This window comes from uncultured Winogradskyella sp., from assembly GCF_937958655.1.
Taxonomy (GTDB): domain Bacteria; phylum Bacteroidota; class Bacteroidia; order Flavobacteriales; family Flavobacteriaceae; genus Winogradskyella.
Map to the genome: position 1 here is coordinate 13,695 of NZ_CALGNH010000049.1, position 20,608 is coordinate 34,302.

Annotated in this window: 18 protein-coding genes; 7 read left to right on the plus strand and 11 right to left on the minus strand. The window is 33.3% G+C overall.

The annotated features are described in order from the left end of the window. Window positions 1-54 precede the first annotated feature (54 nt). The 3 genes from Q0800_RS09850 to uvrA form a co-directional block, all read right to left on the minus strand. On the minus strand, window positions 55-1,329 hold the full coding sequence (locus Q0800_RS09850) for a hypothetical protein (protein ID WP_299129232.1): 1,275 nt from the start codon (window positions 1,327-1,329) through the stop codon (window positions 55-57). A gap of 25 nt (window positions 1,330-1,354) precedes the next feature. After that, on the minus strand, window positions 1,355-2,041 hold the full coding sequence (locus Q0800_RS09855; protein WP_299129233.1) for a TIGR00730 family Rossman fold protein: 687 nt from the start codon (window positions 2,039-2,041) through the stop codon (window positions 1,355-1,357). Window positions 2,042-2,133: 92 nt separating this feature from the next. Then, on the minus strand, window positions 2,134-4,962 hold the full coding sequence (gene uvrA / locus Q0800_RS09860; RefSeq protein ID WP_299129234.1) for an excinuclease ABC subunit UvrA: 2,829 nt from the start codon (window positions 4,960-4,962) through the stop codon (window positions 2,134-2,136). 560 nt (window positions 4,963-5,522) lie between these two features. Between uvrA and Q0800_RS09865 the strand changes: the two genes are divergently transcribed. Together Q0800_RS09865 and Q0800_RS09870 are read left to right on the plus strand one after the other, a co-directional pair. Continuing rightward, on the plus strand, window positions 5,523-5,810 hold the full coding sequence (locus Q0800_RS09865) for a DUF2188 domain-containing protein (RefSeq protein WP_299129235.1): 288 nt from the start codon (window positions 5,523-5,525) through the stop codon (window positions 5,808-5,810). A gap of 394 nt (window positions 5,811-6,204) precedes the next feature. Then, a complete protein-coding gene (locus Q0800_RS09870) occupies window positions 6,205-6,729 on the plus strand; it encodes a hypothetical protein (protein WP_299129236.1) in 525 nt (174 codons plus the stop codon). Window positions 6,730-6,877: 148 nt separating this feature from the next. Here the strand turns inward: Q0800_RS09870 and Q0800_RS09875 are convergent, their stop codons facing one another. The 4 genes from Q0800_RS09875 to Q0800_RS09890 form a co-directional block, all read right to left on the minus strand. After that, window positions 6,878-7,609, minus strand: coding sequence for a hypothetical protein (locus Q0800_RS09875; RefSeq protein WP_299129237.1), 732 nt, complete (start codon window positions 7,607-7,609; stop codon window positions 6,878-6,880). Window positions 7,610-7,733: 124 nt separating this feature from the next. Next, on the minus strand, window positions 7,734-8,738 hold the full coding sequence (gene yiaK / locus Q0800_RS09880; protein WP_299129238.1) for a 3-dehydro-L-gulonate 2-dehydrogenase: 1,005 nt from the start codon (window positions 8,736-8,738) through the stop codon (window positions 7,734-7,736). Between the two features lie 98 nt (window positions 8,739-8,836). After that, window positions 8,837-10,537 (minus strand): gamma-glutamyltransferase, encoded by a 1,701-nt coding sequence (gene ggt / locus Q0800_RS09885; protein WP_299129239.1) that lies wholly within the window; start codon window positions 10,535-10,537, stop codon window positions 8,837-8,839. Continuing rightward, window positions 10,534-11,136: an acyl carrier protein phosphodiesterase gene (locus Q0800_RS09890; protein ID WP_299129240.1), complete on the minus strand. Its 603-nt coding sequence runs from the start codon at window positions 11,134-11,136 to the stop codon at window positions 10,534-10,536. Before Q0800_RS09890 ends, ggt begins: the two co-directional genes overlap by 4 nt. 71 nt (window positions 11,137-11,207) lie before the next feature. Between Q0800_RS09890 and glmM the strand changes: the two genes are divergently transcribed. Beyond that, entirely contained in the window at window positions 11,208-12,596 is a 1,389-nt protein-coding gene (gene glmM / locus Q0800_RS09895; protein WP_299129241.1) for a phosphoglucosamine mutase, read from the plus strand. Window positions 12,597-12,708: 112 nt separating this feature from the next. On the opposite strand, the gene Q0800_RS09900 is transcribed toward glmM, so the two are convergent. Continuing rightward, a complete protein-coding gene (locus tag Q0800_RS09900; protein ID WP_299129242.1) occupies window positions 12,709-13,599 on the minus strand; it encodes a lysophospholipid acyltransferase family protein in 891 nt (296 codons plus the stop codon). 61 nt (window positions 13,600-13,660) lie between these two features. Here Q0800_RS09900 and Q0800_RS09905 point away from each other — a divergent pair, with 61 nt between their 5' ends. Then, on the plus strand, window positions 13,661-14,314 hold the full coding sequence (locus Q0800_RS09905) for a rhomboid family intramembrane serine protease (protein WP_299129243.1): 654 nt from the start codon (window positions 13,661-13,663) through the stop codon (window positions 14,312-14,314). A 134-nt stretch (window positions 14,315-14,448) separates the two neighbouring features. Here Q0800_RS09905 and Q0800_RS09910 read toward each other — a convergent pair whose 3' ends face one another. Further along, the gene (locus Q0800_RS09910) at window positions 14,449-15,603 is read right to left on the minus strand and encodes a TlpA disulfide reductase family protein (protein ID WP_299129244.1); all 1,155 of its coding nucleotides are present in this window, start codon (window positions 15,601-15,603) and stop codon (window positions 14,449-14,451) included. Window positions 15,604-15,750: 147 nt separating this feature from the next. Between Q0800_RS09910 and mnmE the strand changes: the two genes are divergently transcribed. The 3 genes from mnmE to Q0800_RS09925 all read left to right on the plus strand — a co-directional run bounded on the left by mnmE (window position 15,751) and on the right by Q0800_RS09925 (window position 18,567). Next, window positions 15,751-17,184: a tRNA uridine-5-carboxymethylaminomethyl(34) synthesis GTPase MnmE gene (gene mnmE, locus Q0800_RS09915; RefSeq protein WP_299129245.1), complete on the plus strand. Its 1,434-nt coding sequence runs from the start codon at window positions 15,751-15,753 to the stop codon at window positions 17,182-17,184. Window positions 17,185-17,263: 79 nt separating this feature from the next. After that, a complete protein-coding gene (locus Q0800_RS09920) occupies window positions 17,264-17,626 on the plus strand; it encodes a DUF4870 domain-containing protein (RefSeq protein ID WP_299129246.1) in 363 nt (120 codons plus the stop codon). A gap of 155 nt (window positions 17,627-17,781) precedes the next feature. After that, window positions 17,782-18,567 (plus strand): DUF547 domain-containing protein, encoded by a 786-nt coding sequence (locus Q0800_RS09925; protein WP_299129247.1) that lies wholly within the window; start codon window positions 17,782-17,784, stop codon window positions 18,565-18,567. On the opposite strand, the gene Q0800_RS09930 is transcribed toward Q0800_RS09925, so the two are convergent. Beyond that, on the minus strand, window positions 18,564-19,313 hold the full coding sequence (locus tag Q0800_RS09930; protein ID WP_299129248.1) for a head GIN domain-containing protein: 750 nt from the start codon (window positions 19,311-19,313) through the stop codon (window positions 18,564-18,566). The two genes, Q0800_RS09925 and Q0800_RS09930, sit on opposite strands and share 4 nt — an antisense overlap. Before the next feature lie 91 nt (window positions 19,314-19,404). After that, complete coding sequence (locus tag Q0800_RS09935) at window positions 19,405-20,502, minus strand: acyloxyacyl hydrolase (RefSeq protein ID WP_299129249.1); 1,098 nt, start codon at window positions 20,500-20,502, stop codon at window positions 19,405-19,407. Between the last annotated feature and the right edge of the window lie 106 nt (window positions 20,503-20,608).

Below are 20,608 nucleotides of genomic sequence, written 5' to 3' on the forward strand. Positions count from 1 at the left end.
CATATAGATTTAAAGTTACGAGGATACAACCAATAGTTATGTATAAATGTTTAATCAATGCGCTACAACAAATTTAATGGGTCTAATATTTGACTCAGAAAAACCTAAAACATAGACTCCGTTACTTAAATGCGAGGTATTGTACCTAAGTTGCACATTATTAGTAATACTTAAGGTTTCAATTTTTTGCCCCATTTGATTGTAAATATAAACGTTATTAGTTGCTGGTAGAGGTGCAGTAAAGTTTAGTCTTAATTCTGAATCGATTAACGTATTTTCGAGAAAAACATTTGGTAGTTTTACGATCTCAGCAGCATTAGATAAGGTTATATTGGCTTGTAAAGATAGCGTTACAGGAAGATGATCACTAAAATTGTGCAAAGCGTCTCTTATAGCAAACGAGAATTCTGAATTTTCATTACCACAATCCGAAGAATTAATACGCCTGTTATAGCAAGAGGACAGTCCGTTATTACCATAAACTACATAAGAGTCTGGTACGTAAGTAATATTGGAAGTACTTAACATATTTTCTGAGGTTAATATAAAATCGAACCTATCATCAAAACCACCTCTTGTGCCTCCAAAACCACTTTGCGTTCTTGTAGATTGTGTAAAAACATCCACAAAATTTGGATTATTATTCCAATTACCAACGCGGTTAACAGGGTCTGCAAATGTTATGTTGTTTGTGTCTTGTAATAATTGCTGAAATGCAGGTTCTGTACCTGTGTAAAGATTAAGATCTCCGCCTAAAAGTACATTTGAATTGGTGGGTAATGTGTTTAAAAAAGTGTCTAATTCTAATACCATATTAAAACGTCGTTGTGCATTTTCGGCACCACTAGAGGCTTTTAAATGACAAACAACAACATATAACTCTACAGGATTTGTAGATTGGTTTATAGCGTTTATTTTAAGTTTATATACATTAAAATCTCTTAAATCTGTGGGTACAATTATTTCTTCTTGAAGTATAAACTTGTTGCTATTGTAATAGAGCTGGTTTTGAAGATCATTTTGGTCACCGCTTGCATCATCTGAGGTGTTGGAGACGTAAGTAGCCATTTCAAAATCTGGTGTAATAGCACTTTTAGTGATGTTAAGAACGTTATTAGCACCAGTGCTATTATTCAATTCACAAACCAAAAACAAGTCTGGTTGATACTCTGAAAGTATAAACTCTAAATCTTCTTCACGATTTGGTACCGCGTCTTCTAAAGGATAATTAAGAAGATTATAAAACATAACCTTAAACGTCTCTTGAGCAGAAACGCTAAGCGAAGTCAAAAATACAATTATTAAAATCCTTAGATTTTTCTTTTTCATACCTGCGAATTAAATAAGGTTTTTTTTAGAAGTTTGGACGCAATCTATACTCTTCATAGAATTTGTTTAAAATATCTATGACTTCGTCTGAAGTATCAACAAGGTGAATTAAGTTTAAATCTTCGGGACTTATGTTACCTGCTTCTAAAAGCGTGTTTTTAACCCAATCAATTAAGCCACTCCAAAATTCCTTACCCACTAGTATTATAGGAAAGGTCTCTATCTTATGTGTTTGTATCAATGTCATGGCTTCAAAAAGTTCATCTAAAGTTCCAAAACCGCCTGGCATTACGACAAAACCTTGAGAGTATTTTACAAACATAACCTTACGGACAAAGAAATAATCAAAATCTAAACTTTTGTCGCTGTCAATGTAAGGGTTGTCGTGCTGCTCAAATGGTAAGTCTATGTTTAAGCCAACAGAAGTACCACCAGCAATATGAGCTCCTTTATTTCCAGCCTCCATAATACCTGGTCCACCACCTGTAATAACACCATAGCCGTGATCTACAATTTTTTGTGCAACTTCTACAGCTAGCTTATAATACTTGTGGTCTGGCTTTGTACGTGCAGATCCAAATATGGAAACACATGGGCCTATTTTACTTAGTTTTTCGTAGCCATTAACAAACTCTCCCATAATCTTAAAAATAGCCCATGAGTCGTTTGTCTTTATTTCATTCCAGCCTTTGTGTTTACTTTCTTTTCTCATATTTGTTCGGTATTCAGTATTCAGTAATTAGTGTTTATTGCTAAGATACTTGTTTTGATTGCACTTAGCGCCATCAAATTTTCAATATAGTATTAATTCAATTCTTTTATTAAAAATTTAGCTGTATAGCTTTTTTTGTCTTTTATAATCTCTTCTGGTGTGCCTTTGGCTACTACTTGGCCACCACCTTTTCCTCCTTCGTAACCTATATCTATAATATAATCTACGGTTTTAATAACGTCTAAATTATGTTCTATAATTAACACGGTATTACCTTTGTCTACCAACTTGTTTAGAACTTTCATTAAAACTCTGATGTCTTCAAAATGTAAGCCTGTAGTGGGTTCGTCTAAAATATAAAAGGTGTTGCCTGTATCGCGTTTGCTAAGTTCTGTGGCTAGTTTAATGCGTTGGGCTTCGCCACCAGAAAGGGTAGTGCTTTGCTGCCCTAGAGTAATGTAGCCTAAGCCAACATCCTTAATGGTTTTGAGTTTACGGTGAATCTTAGGAATATGCTCAAAAAAGCCTACAGCTTCGTTAATGGTCATATCTAAGACATCGCTTATGGATTTACCTTTGTAACGTATTTCTAAGGTTTCTCTATTGAATCGCTTGCCTTGGCAAGTCTCACATTCTACGTAAACGTCTGGTAGAAAGTTCATTTCAATAACTCGTAAGCCGCCGCCTTGGCACGTTTCGCAACGTCCACCTTTAACATTAAAGCTGAAACGACCTGGCTTGTAACCGCGTATCAATGCTTCGGGTATTTGTGCAAATAGTTTACGGATTTCGTCAAAGGTTTTTGTGTATGTTGCAGGATTACTTCTTGGTGTTCGTCCTATTGGTGATTGATTTATATCAATTACTTTATCTATATGTTCTAGCCCCTTTATACTCTTATACGGCATTGGTTTTTTTACACCATTAAAATAATGCGCGTTGAGAATAGGGTAGAGTGTTTCATTAATTAATGTGGATTTTCCACTACCCGAAACTCCTGTGACACCAATCATTTTACCGAGCGGAAAGTCAACATCTATATTTTTGAGATTGTTACCTTTACACCCTTTAAGCGTTATTTTTTTACCATTGCCTTTACGTCTGGTTTTAGGAATTTCTATTTCTTTTTTGCCATTGAGGTAGGCTGCTGTGAGTGTATTGTGCTTAAGTAAGTCTTTTGGTGTGCCTTCGCTTATAATTTCACCACCGTGTTTACCTGCAAAAGGACCAATGTCAATGACATGGTCTGCACGTTCAATCATATCTTTATCGTGCTCTACAACAATGACAGAGTTGCCTACATCTCGTAATGATACAAGAGAGTTAATTAGTTTTTCGTTATCGCGTTGATGTAGTCCTATACTAGGTTCGTCTAAAATGTAAAGCACACCAACCAATTGAGAACCTATTTGAGTTGCTAATCTAATACGTTGTGCCTCGCCACCTGAGAGCGATTTAGAACTTCTATTTAGCGATAAATAAGTTAAGCCAACGTCTAGTAAAAATTGAGTTCTGGCTTTAATTTCTTTAATAATTTCTTCAGAAATTTTTTGTTGCTTTTCAGAAATTCGATTGTTTAAACCTTCTAACCATTCTCCAAGTTCAACAATATCCATATTTACGATCTCAGCAATATTTTTACCATCGACTTTAAAATTTAAAGACTCTTTTCGGAGGCGAGAACCATTACAAACAGCGCATGGTACCTTATCCATATATTCTTTTGCCCAACGCATTAAGGATGTAGAATTAGAGGCGTATTGTGTTTCAATAAAATTAGCGACACCTTCAAAATCAATATTATAATTGCGCTTTACACCAAGTATTTTGCTTTCTACTTCAAAACTATCTTTACCACCATAAAGAATGATTTGTTTGGCTTCTTTTGGAATGGCTTCCCAAGGATCCCCTAACGAAAACTCAAAGCGTTGTGCTATGGTTTCAAATTGCTTAAAAATCCAACTCTTTTTTGTGGGGCCATGCGGAGCTAGAGCTCCGTTTTTAATAGAGAGCGTGGTATCTGGTACAATTTTTTGCTCGTTAACTACATATAATTCGCCAATGCCATTACAGTTTATACATGCTCCTTTTGGCGAGTTAAACGAAAAGTTGTTGGGTTCTGGGTTTGGGTAAGAAATACCAGAGGAAGGACACATAAGATTTCTACTAAAATACCTTGGTTCATTGGTCTCTTGGTCTATAATCATAAGTACATCATCTCCATGATACATTGCTGTATTTATAGATTCCATAAGACGTTTTTCATTATCCTTAGAGTCATCAATTTTTAACCGATCAATAACAATTTCTATATCGTGCGTTTTATAACGGTCTAGTTTCATCCCTTTTTCAAGATCAACAATTTGCCCATCGGTTCTTACTTTTACAAAGCCTTGTTTGGCAATTTGTTCAAACAACTCGCGATAATGTCCTTTTCTAGATCTTATTTTAGGGGATAGAATATTAATTTTTTTGCCCTTATAAGCGTTGAGAATAAGGTCTTTAATTTGTTCATCATTATAACTCACCATCTTTTCACCTGTCTCGTAACTATAGGCATCTGCGGCTCGTGCAAATAATAAACGTAAAAAATCGTAAATCTCTGTAATAGTGCCTACTGTTGACCTTGGTGATTTACTTGTTGTTTTTTGTTCTATGGCAATGACCGGAGAAAGGCCATCTATTTTATCAACATCTGGACGTTCTAAACTACCCAGAAACTGACGCGCATAGGCCGAAAATGTTTCGATATAACGACGTTGGCCTTCGGCATAAATGGTATCGAAAGCCAGTGAGGATTTTCCGCTCCCAGAAAGACCAGTTATAACCACTAGTTTCTCTCTAGGTATAGTAACGTCAATATTTTTTAGATTGTGCGCTCTGGCGCCTTTAACCTCAATAGCATCGTCAGCTATGCTCATAGATAATATCTTTTCTTAAAAGGATTTAGCAAAGTTGCAAAGGTACGCTTTTAGATGTTAAATGAATATTAAGGTGAATATCAAAAAAGGAGAATTCTACCTCCACAAAAATTATGGTTAATTATAGTCGGTATCCGAATTTTTTAAGGTAAAAAACTATTTTATAGAGTTCTTAAGTTTTATGAGCTATTTATAATTTTGATCCCGATGTATCTAATGTCATTGGGTTTTAAAACAAATGAACGTTGACAATTTTAAATGTAAAAGTTATTAATACCTCGGCTTTTTACGTTAGAAATTTAAGGAATGAGTTGCAAAATGAAGTTATAATGAAACGTTTTAATTTATTTTCAAGACATAGAAAAAATCAACAATTTTCTTATAATATGACCCAATCAGGCTATTCGTGGCAACCAAATGCCTATTTAATTATCATTATGTTCTTTCTAATTTTAATTATGGGTATTGTAGCTAATATAATCTATTATTCCATAAATTAAATGTCATAAATGGTATTGTATTTCATTTTGTTATCTTGTTTTCTTAAATGAAATACCTAAATGTCTAAACAAAATTCTCTAACCGATGCAGTACAAAAATTGATTGAAGCGATACTAAGTGCTCTTGGTTATAACTCAACTAAAAAACGCACGTGGCATCAGCATGTAGTGCCTTATGAATTGGGTTGGGCAGTGCGCAGGGAAGGTAATAAGCGTATTACCTCAAAACATAGAAAACAAAGTACGGCTATAAACAAAGCTAAAGTATTAGCCAAGCGTTATAATGCCGATGTGGTTATTCACAGAGAAAGTGGTGGTATTAGAGATAGAATTAGTTATAGGTCCTAGTTGTTAGCTATTTTTTCCTTTGCCTCATACCCTAATGTTAAATTATTGCTAAATTTTTATATTTAAAGTAATTATTCCATCTATATCTTGTCTTAAGATCGTATATAATATATGTTAATAATAACTTGCTATGAAATTATTACAATTATTTAAAAGAAGAAAGCCTATAAAACAGGATATTAAGTCTGATTTTTCTGAAAGAAAACGTTCTTTAATGAGTCGTAGAATTATGCCCAAAAACTATTTTAACGACAGCGATACTTCCTTATTTATATAGCGATGCAATAAGCTTATAAATTTTGTTGATTAATTTTGAGGTAATGCCTATTTTAGTGGTAAAATATGGAATTACTTTTAAATGATTCCTCATTAAAAAAAAGGAATAATACAATCTATGAAATTACTAGGAATTGGCTCTCGAATTAATCATTCTGAATACGGAAAAGGTGTGGTAACTAACGTTACATCTAAACACTATTGGGTAACCTTTATAGAAAATGGTTTAGAGACCTTGGAATTGGACTCAGAATTTGAAGTCATTGAAGCCGCAGAAGATGAGGTGGATACAGTGAGCTTTTATGATGTAGAGCAAAGTTTAAAAGCTATTCTTAAAAAATGGTCTGATGTATCTGAGGTAATTACCATTGGCGATAAATGGAAAGGTGGTAAGCTGATTATGCAGCCTAGTGACGAAAATTTAAAGGCTAGTGAGTTACCAATTGATAAATTCTTTCATAAGATAACTATGGTAAGAGATCGACTCCGCGTTATGGAGCAGAAAATTAACTCGAGTAATCTTGAAAACCAAGAAAAAGTAGATCTGCAGCAGTACTTAACACGATGTTATGGTAGTTTAACTAGTTTTAATGTTTTGTTTAAGCTAAAAACACAGCAGTTTGTAGGGCAACGTTCAAAATAGTTAGCAATATACAGTAACAATTAGAAGCCACTTTAACCCTAAGCTATATAGAGGCTAACCGATGCAGAAGTTGGTTGAAGTTTGAAAACGCAATAGGGTGTAATATGGCTAAAAACCGTATTTGTAAACTACGATTGTTGATTAGTTGTTACAGACTAAGACCTTCAACTTTACCCATATCCAAGTTAAATATTAATAATTTATGAGTTGTAGGTAAAAGTGCACCACTTTGTGTTTTGATCCACTGATCCCAAGTGGCTTCTAAACCACCAATGGGTAAAATATCTACCCACATTTGGTAGCTTTTAGGTTTGCCAGTTTCATCAAAATGCCATAAGTAAGAATCGCCTGGTGTTGTGCCATCAGTGGTATAAGTTACTAAAAGAGCATCTTTACCCTCTTTAGTTTTTACTAATCGACGTTCTGTGCCTTTATCAAATATTTTATAAGGCGCTACTAGCCAAAACGAATCATTATTAAAGTAACGTTCTGCCTTAGCTATAAAATCTTGTTTTTCTTTGTCTTTGTATTCTTCCTTACCTGCAAAAACTTTTGATTTATTAATTTGTTTAAAATCTAAAATTACGCTCATAGCACCCCATGATACTTCACACTTATTATCCGATTTATACCATTTGTAGTGATGTTTGTCTTTAAATGTCCATTCTAAGTAGTCTGTATTAAGATAAGCGTCTTCATTTAAAGCGTTAAGCATAGATTTTGCAAGTGAATTGGCATTAGAACCTTCTTCTCCCACAGGTAACTCTTCATTGTATTTAAAATATAAAAAACCAAAGAATAGAAGCGACGGGAGTGTTAGGAAAATTATAACTCCAATGATGATTTTTAGTACACGTTTTATTGATCGTTTTTTTGCCAAAACATAAAAGCTATTGACTGTAAAAATAATACAATTTAAATGGATAGTATATGTATAAAAAATTAAATTAGAGTTATAAATTATCCGCTAATAGGACTATGTTCTGTATTAAGTGATAATTAGATTAATTAAGATACGCTAGTATTTTTTGCCAAATTTCGTCATTAACAATTAGGCCATCTTTTAATTTTTTTTCTCTGGTTTTAGCACTACGTTCTCCAGGATAGTAGATATGGTCTTCGGGATACATTGGCTCTACGTTGCGTGTAAATTCAATGATTTCATTTAAAAGTCTTTGCTCTAAACCTTTATCATTAAAGACCTGTAGGTAAATACAAATATAGACTTGAGAAATGGCAGTTTCAATAGCTTCGGTACTGATTTTGGCTGTAGAGTTACCAGCCGATAGTACGGTTGCAAGCATATCTAATACCATAGAAAGTGCTGAGCCTTTCCAATATCCAATGGGTAATCCGCGTTCTTTTGATAAAATTTTATTAGGATCTTTTGAGAGTTCGTTATTAGTATCCCAACCACCATAAAACGGTAAGGTTTTATTTTTTAATCTATAATCATTTATTTTTCCAAAAGAAAACTGAGAAAGCGCCATATCTAATACGATGTTACCTTTAGCTCTTGGTATAGAAATTACAAATGGATTATTACCAATTCTACTGTCTTTTCCTCCCCAAGGTGGCATGTTGGGTTTTGTATTGGTAAAAAGTATGGAGATGCAATTAGCCTCTGCGGCACGTTTACCATAGCTTCCACCTCGCATCCAATGATTGGTATTGCGCAATGCAACCATACCCATACCATGCTCTTTTGCTAATGCTATGGCTCGGTCTGTACATTTTGTGGCATTTATTATACCTGCACCTAAATGACCATCCCAACGTTCTATATTACCAAAGGAAGCTATAGGCTCTGCTTCAGTATTAGTTTTAACGATACCTTTTTTAATGTGTTCTATAAAAAGAGGGACACGATTGATGCCGTGAGAACTCACACCATCTAAGGTGCTTTGCGTAAATGTATATGCTAGTAATTCTGCCTTTTCTTTATTAAATTTATACTTAACGAATAGCTCGTAAAGTATCTGTTGCATGTCTTTGTGAAAAATTTTCATGATTAGCCGTTGCTAAATTTAGACGGTTATAAATTACCTTTAATTTTAATTGTATTGTTGAGGTTGTTAAACTATATATTATAATTAATAAAAAACACTTAAAAACCAACGGCTGTGTCATCTCCACGTCGGTCTGCACCACCTTCTAAAGTACCATCTTCTAGCATTAAAATACCATCTACTTTTCCAATAACTGGAGATCTCGATTCGTTAATTTTATAGCCTAAATCTCTAAGTTGCGCAATAATTTCTTTATCAAATCCATTAGGTTCCATTCTAATTTCGTCTGGCAACCATTGGTTGTGAAACCTCGGAGCATCCACAGCGTCTTGCATAGATAATTGAAACTCATGCACGTTTAAAATCGTTTGTAATACGGAGGTAATAATTGTAGAGCCTCCTGGTGTACCTACTGACATATAGAATTCTCCATTTTTTTCTATAATGGTAGGTGTCATTGAGCTTAACATTCGTTTTTCTGGTACAATACTGTTGGCTTCTGCACCAATTAATCCATAATAATTAGGTTCTCCGGGTTTGCTGCTAAAATCGTCCATTTCATTATTAAGAAAAAAACCTAAATCATCAGCATATAATTTAGAACCATAACCACCGTTGAGTGTAGTTGTAACTGCAATAGCATTACCAAACTGATCTACAATAGAGTAGTGTGTGGTTTCATCACTTTCATAACCTTCAATTTTGCCATGCGATATAGCATCTACAGGAGTCGGTTGTTTAAAAGAAAAGCTAGCCATTCTATTTTTTAAATACGCATTACTAGTAAGGGTTTGTGTTGGAATACTAACAAAATCTGGATCTCCTAAATAATAACCACGATCAGCATAGGCACGTTTTTCTGCTTCTACTAAAACCTGAATGGTTTTTAATGCATTATGCCCATAGTCTTTAAGATCAAAAGGTTCTATCATGGTCATTATTTGATTTAAACATATACCACCAGAGGATGGTGGTGACATGGATGTTATGGTTAAATTATCGTATTGAAATGTTACAGGATCTCGCCATTTAGCCTCATATTTTGCCAGATCTTCTAACGTTATAATACTACCTTTAGATTGTAAATAATCTACAAGTTTCGTGGCTGTTTCACCTGTGTAGAATTCAGCCTTACCGTGTTCTGCAATACGCTGTAAAGTATTGGCTAAGGCTACGTTTTTAATAGTGTCGCCCGCTTTTAGTTTATTAGAATATAGTATTTCTTTTTTGTTTACAGCTATAAAATCAGCATCGTAACTTGCAATACGTTTTTGCTGTCTTTTTGTAATGGTATACCCATTTTTTGCGAGCGCTATAACGGGTTCTAATATAGTTTTAACCTCTAATTTACCATAGCGCTCTTGTGCTTTAAATACACCAGCAATTGTACCTGGTACACCTACAGCCATACTACCAACTGTACTTAGATTTTTAATGACGTTCCCTTTCTTATCTAAGTACATGTTTTTAGTTGCTGCTAAAGGTGCTTTTTCTCTATAATCTAAGGCACCTTTGCTGCCATCAGCCATTCTGTATACCAAAAAGCCACCACCACCAAGGTTACCTGCATAAGGGTAGCATACGGCAAGAGCCATTTCTGTAGCCATCATGGCATCAAAAGCATTACCTCCTTTTTTTAAAATTTCGACACCAATTTTTGAAGCCTCTTCTCTAGCGCTCACCACCATGGCTTGTTTTGCAATGAGACCTCTTTTTGTTATTTTAGAAGGGGCAGAAGCGTGTTTGTTTTTACAGTTAAATACACTTGTAATTATAAAAAGTAATAGTAGGCGTTTCATATATTAAATTGCGTTTCTAATTCTATACGTTTTTTTTGGCTAAAGGTCATAAGTTCATCAAAAAATAATGTGAAGTCGTTTTCAAAATCCTCATAGTTGGCTTTTAACTCAGTGGTAGCTTTATTCATTTTAGATTTTCCTTCCGTTCTTCGATTTATACCATTTAAAACTTTTTGAATACCTTCTAAAGATGCATAGCTTAATAGCCAATTATCTTCAATCATAAATGGGGTGAGTTTTTTAAATCGTGGTGGTAATACTTCAAAATTATTGGTTAAGCTTCTATAAAAATTTTCGACATATATTGGTAGTGGAATTGAAGAATACGTGGTCCAGTTTTTTGCTAAGAAATGATCGTAGAAAATATCTACAATAACACCACTGTAGTGGCCATAATTTTTATGTAAACGTTTTGTGCTTCGTCTAAATAGCGTATGTGCATCTGTAAAGGTGTCAATCTCTCTATGTAATAGAATTCCTAATTGAATTTCGGTAGGGTAATCCTTGTATTTTTTGCCTCTTACACCATCACCAACAAAATTACCAATGGTAATTAATTTGTTATCGCCAGAAAGGAATATATGGGCTAAAAAATTCATTAGCCGAATTTACAAATTCATTATAACAAAATCCTATTAACTGATTATATTTGCGTAAAATCAAATGATTTATGACTTTAATAAAATCTATTTCTGGAATTAGAGGTACAATAGGAGGAAAGGTAGAAGATAACCTAACACCTATTGACGCTGTTAAATTTGCTGCGGCCTATGGTACTTGGTTAAAAAAACAACGCTCAAAGGAAAACTATAGAGTTGTGGTTGGGAGAGATGCTAGAATTTCTGGTGAAATGATTCAAAGTTTGGTAATGCAAACTTTAGTTGGTATGGGAATTCATGTTATTGATTTAGGACTATCCACCACACCAACTGTTGAGGTTGCTGTGCCTATGGAGCATGCCGATGGAGGTATTATTTTAACGGCTAGCCACAATCCAAAACAATGGAATGCACTTAAATTACTGAATCATAAAGGTGAATTTTTAAATGGTGCTGAAGGAAAAAAGATTTTAGACATTGCCGAATCTAATGATATGACCTTTGCAGAAGTCGATGATTTAGGGAAAATCACTAAAAATGAAGCTTACATCGATTTACATATTGATGAAGTTTTAGAATTGCCACTAGTTAATAAAAAAGCAATTGAGGCTGCTAATTTTAAAGTTGTTGTAGACGGAGTAAACTCTACTGGTGGTATCGCTATTCCATTATTATTAGAGCGTTTAGGCGTACATCCTATAAAATTATATTGTGATCCTACGGGTCATTTTCCCCATAATCCAGAACCCTTAAAGGAGCATTTAGGGGATTTAGCAAAAGCTGTAGTTAAAGAAAGTGCTGATTTTGGAATTGTGGTTGATCCTGATGTAGATCGTTTGGCCTTTATGGATGAAAATGGAGATATGTTTGGAGAGGAATATACCTTGGTAGCTTGCGCAGATTATGTATTAAGTAAAAACCCAGGCAATACAGTAAGTAATATGAGTTCTACAAGAGCTCTTAGGGACGTTACTGAAAAACATGGAGGTCGTTACGAAGCAAGTGCTGTTGGCGAAGTGAATGTTGTAGAATTAATGAAAAAGAATAATGTGGTTATTGGAGGTGAAGGTAATGGTGGTATTATTTACCCAGAGTTACACTATGGCCGCGATGCCTTAGTTGGTGTAGCTTTATTTCTAAGTTTATTAGCAGAAAAAAATCTATCTGTTAGTGCGTTAAGAGCTACATATCCTAATTACTTTATGAGTAAAAAGAAAATTCAATTAACACCAGGTTTAGATGTTGATGGTATCTTAAAGACTATGGCATCTAATTACAGTCATGAAAAATTAACTACTATAGATGGTGTAAAAATTGATTTTTCGGATAGCTGGGTGCATTTAAGAAAAAGTAACACCGAACCTATTATTAGAATTTATACAGAGGCACCATCGCAGGAGGTTGCCGATAATTTAGCTGATCGTTTTATAGCAGAAATTAAAGCCATTGCTAATATTTAGTAACATTAAATAGGAATCTTAAATCATAAGGCTACTGAAAATTAAGAAAATCCGTTATTCTGAAACAAGGTCAGATTGACAAAACATTACCTTATCTTACAGTCTCTTGATTTTATTGAAATTCTTTGGGTACATTATTTCGGTGTTTCCAACGTTTATGAGTCCACAGGTAATATTGAGGAGCTTCTTGTATCTGTTGCTCTACGAGCTTAAAAAATAGATCTGTAATTTCGTAGTCTTTATAGTTATTAGGATTTTCGGCTAGGGTTTTAAACGTTGTTTCGTAGTAACCACGTTTAATACGTTTAACGCCAAAAAAAAGAACAGGCATATCTAATTTTTTAGCAAGCATTTCTGCTCCTGTATGCATAGGGACTTTTATATTCATAAAGTCATTCCAATAAAAAGCTTTATGGGCTTTGGGTGATTGGTCAGAAGCAAAACCATTAATGGTAAGCTCTCCGTTCTTCTTAGCTTCGGTAAGCACCTCAAAGGTTTGTTTTGTTGTAATAAGATGGCTGTTGTGTCTGGCTCTTATACGTTTTACCAACCTGTCAAAATACTTATTAGCTAACCGCTTGTAAATAGCGTAACCTTTGTGATTAATGTAGGTTTGAAGAATAAATATCCATTCCCAACTGCCATAATGTGCGCACATTAAGATGATACTGCGTTGCTTTTGTTCAAAATCTCTTATGAGATCAACATTTGTAAAACGATAACGCTTTTTGAGTTGTGCTTTTGATATGGTCATAGATTTAATAGCTTCTACAATCATATCACATAAATGGTGGTAAAATTTTGAGGTTATTGCTTTTATGTCTTCCTCTGATTTTTCTGGAAACACTAAACGCAAATTATTTGTAACCGTAGATTTTCTATACCCAAAAACTCTGTATATAAAAAAACATATTACATCAGAAAAACCATAAAGTAACCTAAAAGGTAATATTGAAATTAACCAAAGAATGGGATAAACTATTATGTAGGCAATAAGTTGCATTTATTAAGGTTAGTATTAAAGCGTAAATATATGTTATATTTGAGTGATATAATTATAGTTTATGTTCAATTTAGATGTCGTCACCATTGTAGTTATTGCAGCAAATGTCATTTTTTCGATAAAGGGATTTGATGATCATTCTTTTTTTGAGACCTATAAATTTAATGTTGGTAAGATTATTAGAGGAGAGCAGGTGCGTATGTTCAGTTCTGGTTTTCTTCATGTAGACACCACACATTTATTATTTAATATGTTTACGCTGTATTTTTTTGCCAATACAGTGGTTAACCAATTGAGACCATTAAATTTCATTGTTATTTACATAGCGAGTTTAATTTTTGGTAATTTATTGTCGTTATACTTTCATAAACATGAGTATTGGTATAATGCTGTCGGTGCAAGTGGTGCTGTTACTGGTGTTTTATATTCTGCAATTATTTTAGACCCAGAAATGAGTTTAATAATGTTTTTTATACCTGTTCCAATCCCTGGTTATATTTTTGGTATTGGTTACTTGTTGTATTCAATATATGGGATTAAAAAACGAATAGGTAATATTGGCCATGATGCACATTTTGGTGGTGCTGTTGGAGGTTATTTTGTAACTTTAATTTTAATGCCTAGTCTTTTTAAAACAGATCTAGGACACATTGCACTTTTGGCGATTCCTATTATTATTTTATTTGTGTTGTATAAAACTGGTAAGCTGCATTAAATAAAGAGAAGGTTATTTTAAAACATGTTGCATTTATTCAAATTAAAAAACGGACTATAATAACCTTTAATTTCAGCTTAATATAATCCGTATTTTAAAAAAAACTCTATTTAAGGCGCTAAGTCTTTATGCTATTAAGACTTTTCTAATAATTCTTTTACCTTATCTTCTAGCGCTTTACCTCTTAGATTTTTGGCTACTATTGTGCCTTCACTATCTAAAATAAAGGTTGCAGGTATAGCCTTTATGTTATAAAGTTGAGCAACAGGATCATTAAAATATTTTAAGTTAGAAACGTGGTGCCATGTTAAATTATCTTTTTTAATGGCTTCTAACCAAGCATTTTTAGGATCTTTCTGTCTCGTTTGTCCGTCTAAAGAAACTCCAATAATTTCCAAACCTTTGTTGTGGTACTCGTTGTATATTTTAACAACATTTGGGTTTTCGCGTCTACATGGACCACACCAAGCTGCCCAAAAATCTATAATAGTAACCTTACCTTTAATAGCGTTTAAACTTAAAGTATCTCCATTGGTTGTAGGAGCTTCAAAATTTGGTGCAGGATTACCAACCTCTAAATAGGCTACTCTTTCGTATTCTTTGTAGAGCTCATCTAAAAGAATTTTTACTTTTTTGGCCTTATCGGTAGATTTAATGTTTGTAGAAAAATTATCAAATACATCAACTAATTTTTTGGCGTCCGCTTTTGGTCTACTTAGTTCTGTTTTAAATAATTCTAAACTAAAGTAACTGTCATTATTTTCTTTTATATATTCTAAAGGGTAATTCGTCATTTTTTCCCTTAATGTATTTAAGATTTCTCGTAGCGAATCTGATTGACTACTGCTTTGTTCCATCAGTACATCTCTATGTTTAGCCATAATTTCGGTGCCTTGCTCTTGTATAGCTCTTATATTGGTCTGAAAGGTGCTAAAATCATCTTGAGATTTAGATCCTATAATTGTAGATTTATCTAAACGTTGTTTGTCAATTTCTATAGAGATATCAGCATTTTCGAGCATAAAAACAACCTTACCGTTTTCGCCATCTATACTAAGTGAATGCAGGTTAGGTTCTAAAACGTTGCCATTAAAGGAGAACGTTTCGTTCATAACAATAGCAGTGTCAATGACAACTTCTTTACCTTTTTGGTCAATTTCTTTTAAGTAAACTCTAATACCATTATAAACTCCTTCTGCCTTTCCGTTTATATTATAGTCTGTTCTGTTTTCCTTTTTGCAACTGCATATAAGTAAACCAACTGTTAATATTATTAGTATTTTTTTCATAAAATATGTTATCTATTTATTGCGTTGCAAATATAAAAACAATGTCTTGAAAATAGAATTTTGTATTGTAAATTAAATCTTAAATAGAACGAACAACTTTTTAACAATCCCATATTTTACAATACTTTTGCTTTAAATCCTTATAATATGCATAATGACACAATTGTTGCTTTAGCAACACCATCTGGAAGTGGTGCTATAGCAGTTATAAGATTATCAGGAAACGAGGCTATAGCCATAGTTTCTCAGGTTTTTAGATCTGTTTCTAATAAGATCTTAGAAGACCAAGCTACGCATACCATACATTTAGGGCATATTATTGAGGGAGCTAAAACCTTAGACGAGGTTTTGGTATCGGTTTTTAAAAACCCAAATTCTTATACAGGCGAAAATGTGGTTGAAATATCATGCCATGGGTCTCAGTACATTCAACAAGAAATTATACAGTTGTTTTTAAGGACAGGTTGCAGAATGGCTACAGCAGGAGAATTTACCTTACGTGCGTTTTTAAATGGGAAATTAGATTTGAGCCAAGCAGAAGCTGTTGCGGATCTTATATCTAGTGATAATGAGGCTTCTCATCAAATTGCGATGCAGCAAATGCGCGGTGGGTTTTCTTCTGAGATCACTAAACTTAGAGAAGAACTTTTAAATTTTGCATCGTTGATAGAATTAGAATTGGACTTTGCAGAAGAAGATGTTGAATTTGCTGATAGAACGCAGTTTAAGCAACTTATAGAACGTATAAATTTTGTATTAAAACGTTTAATAGATTCGTTTGCCGTTGGTAATGTTATAAAAAATGGAATTCCGGTTGCTATTGTTGGAGAACCAAATGTTGGTAAGTCTACACTCTTAAATGCATTGCTTAATGAGGAACGCGCTATAGTATCGGATATAGCAGGAACAACGCGAGATACCATTGAAGACGAAATTAGTATTGGTGGTATAGGTTTTCGTTTTATTGATACAGCTGGTATTAGAGATACTGCCGATGTCGTGGAAAGTATGGGTATTAAAAAAACGTTTGAAAAAATAGATCAATCGCAAGTGGTAATTTATTTATTTGAAGCAGCTGTGATGGCTAATGAAAGTGAAAAATCGACTGCGATGCAGATTGAAATCGAAAAAATCAGAAACAAATACCCACAAAAACCATTAGTGGTAGTAGCCAATAAAATTGATCAACTTTCTAAGGAAGAATTAAAGAATCTTTCTGTTACTTTTAGTGCAGTACAGAAACCTTTAGAATCAGAATTAGCGAAATCTCATTTTCTAAAATTATCTGCTAAAACAGGTAAAGGCATTGAAGAATTAACAAGCGCACTCTTAAACTTAATTAATACAGGAGCTTTACGCAATAACGAAACTATTGTAACCAACTCTAGGCATTATGATGCTTTGCTTAAAGCTTTTGAAGAAATTCAGAAAGTACAATATGGTTTGCAAACTGGACTCTCGGGCGATTTATTAGCCATAGATATTAGACAAGCCTTATATCATTTTGGTGAAATTACAGGCGAGATTACCAATGATGATTTACTAGGTAATATTTTTGCTAATTTCTGTATTGGGAAATAATTCAACCTTTAAATTTTCTTCTTTTATCCTGTAACATTTTTAAATCATGTGCGTCTCATAGGTGTAAATACATAAAATAATGGAATCAAATTATCACACACTTAAACGTACAGACAATCAACTGTTGGTAATTACACATCTATGCCAAATGTTGACTTATATTACAGGGTTTGGTGGCTTAATAGTTCCGCTTATTATATGGGCAACTCAAAAGGACAGTGTAGATGGTATGGATGCCCATGGTAAAGCTATTATTAATTTTCAATTGAGTATAATAATCTATTCTATTTTAAGTATTCCTTTAATTTTAGCATTAGGATTAGGGATTGTACTCTTAATACTTATAGGCATATTAGCCTTTGTAATGCCTATAATAAACGCTATAAAAGCTAGTAATGGTGAATTACCTAGCTATCCGTTGTCTCTTAATTTTGTTAGTTAGTTATTAATACTGTCCCGACGTGTCGGGAGTTACAGTATCTGGAGGAAAGCGGAATTAAAAAGACTTATCTATTAAGATGGGTCTTTTTTATTTATCTTTAAGTTTAAAGAATGCTTTAATAAGAAAACGACCAATAAAAAAAATAAATGGATACTATGAACGCTAAATTATTAAGACCAAGTCTACTAGTTTTAATCTGTACAATGTTTGTGTCTTGTTTTTCCTCTAAGGGCATACCCTACAAAAAAAAGACTAAAACGTCCTATACTACTAATGTTAAAAATAATGTAGATCATAGTGCTTGGGATCAGCTTTTAAAGACATACGTTACGGAAGATGGGTTGGTGGACTATAAAGGCTTTAAAGACGACAGAAAAGCACTTAATAATTATGTAACGTATTTGGCTAACATTACGCCCAAAAATAATTGGGATTTTAAAGAGCAGTTAGCCTATTTTATAAATGTTTATAATGCCAACACTATAAAGCTTATTGTAGATTATTACCCAGTAGAAAGTATAAAGAAAGTAGATGCTACTCTATCACCATTTTTAAAGAAATTTATATATATCGGCGATAAGAAATTTTCTTTAGCCGATATCGAAAAAGGAATTTTACAAAAAATGAAAGAACCAAGAATGCATTTTGCTATTAATTGCGCTTCCTTTTCTTGTCCAAAATTATTGAGAGATGCTTACACCTCTCAAAATGTTGATGAGTTAATGGATAAAGCTGTAAAAGCATTTATTAATTCGGATAAAAATAAGATTACTGAAAATACTGTAAAGCTTTCTGAAATTTTTAAGTGGTATAAAAAGGATTTTTTACAAGATTCTGAGTCTATAATTGACTACATAAATCAGTATGCAAATACAAAGATTAGTCCTAGTGCTGAAATAGCGTATATAGAATACGACTGGAGTCTCAATGATATAGATTAATCTTCAATTATAACTTGGCCAGTATATAATTGTTCTACATCTAGCAGTAGAGGTGTGTTTACAACCACCATATTGCCAGTGCTTAGGAGCGTGCCTGTAAGTTCATTTTGCGGATTAATAATAATATCGTTTGTGCCTCTATGGTAAACGTCTGCATTTTCTACGGTTAAATTTCTGCCTTCAAACCGAGCATCTCCAAAAAGAAAGTTGAGATCTAAATTGGTGATGTTTCCTGATAAAAAAAAATTACTAAGGCCATTTTGTGTAATGGTAAGATTTTCAACATTTAAATTAAGCTCAAAATCTCCATCGATATAAAAAGCATCTTCCGCTTCTAAATCTTCGGATAATAGGGTTAGGTTAGGATAGTTTAATCTATTTTCGCTAATAATTTTTAGACCAGAACTATTCCTTATTTCAGTGAGATTTGGTGCAGATACAAAGACTTTAGTAATGCCATAATCTCTGATTAAGTTACAAGCATTGTTATTTTTAATAACCAATCTATTGTCTAAAATTTTTATGTCAATATCATTAATTAGATTTTCGCCAGTTTCTAATCTTACAGAATAATCTCCTTCAGATATAAAAAGTTGCGCGCGCTCAAATACGGTAATTTTATCAAAACCACTGAGGTCATATTCTTTTACTCTACTACTGCCAGCAGATTGAAAACAATCTATTGCATTTTCAGAATCGCAGGATGTTACGATAATTAATAGTAGTATACCTATTATTTTTTTCATCTATTTAAAGTTTTTGCAATTGTCTGTTTATCTGTAAATTAATTAAATGATTTATAGTGTTAATGGCTTATTAAATACCTATTATGGGCCTTTATAATCTTAAGCCTATTCCAAACTCTACAGCCTCTGCTTTTGCACCATGCGAATGTACATTAACCACTCCAAAAAGTTTATCTGAAAAATACCGTTTTAGACCTAAGCGGTTATAGATTCGGTTTTCAAACTCAACAGGCCAATACACGTAATATCCTAGATGGGTTATAAAGGCGACTTTGTTAAAACGTAATTCGTGGCCAGCAAAAACACCAACACGTTTATAGTCGGTGTTTGCTTGTATTCCGTTTTCAGGAAAAGCAATGGACTGATGTCTTATGTATTCTTTTAAGAAATTTGATATAAATACTTCTGTACCGGCCAAAAATGTACTCTTGTGATTGATGCGTTTATCTACAAATGCTGTAAATACATAAAAAGGAAACTGCCCACTACCGTTGATATCACTTTCATTGATGCCGCTTCTAAATACAAAATTGTACTTAAAAGGTTCTGTATATTTTGTACGTTCACCTTCTGGTATGTAGTCTGGAAATTGGTCTGCATCGAACAAATAATTTAATCCTGCCGAAAAGGCAAAAGTATTAGTGCTATTATTTGGCGCTTTTATATTAGCATTAGAATAATGAATTACAGTAAAACCAGCATTAAATCCCAAACCTTTTAATAGGTTTTCCTTAATGTAATCAAACTTTAAATAGGTAGAACTTAGAAGGTGCGAGCCATAAGCGTTATTTATAAAATTATGTTCTCTATCGTATGGTTTGTTAGCGTAGGTAATGCCTTGTCCAATTCTAAACACCAAATTTCGTTTTAAAAAGTAAAAATTGAAATGACCATAAAGACCAATGTTTTCTCCCAGGTATTGATTTTTCATATCTTGGTAAGAGAGTGAAAAACCCCAATCTGGATAATTATAGCGTCGTTCCCATTCATTAAATCCGTACGTTTTTCTATTGTAGCTTAATATGAAACCCGTTGGATGATCGGTAATAAGATGTGCAATATCTGGATTGTGTTCTAATATTGTTCCAAAAAAAGGGCTTAAGTCTAGAGAGAAAGGTTTTTTTTCTATGCGCTGTGCGTTGCTTAAAACACCTAATAAAGAAAAAACTGCTAATACGTAGTTTTTCATAAAAACGTTAAAGATAAAGGGGGAAGAGGTTAATAGTTTTTAAAAGTATATATTATTATTTAAACCTTAATATTAATCTTAAAAAAAAGACCCACCATTACAGTGA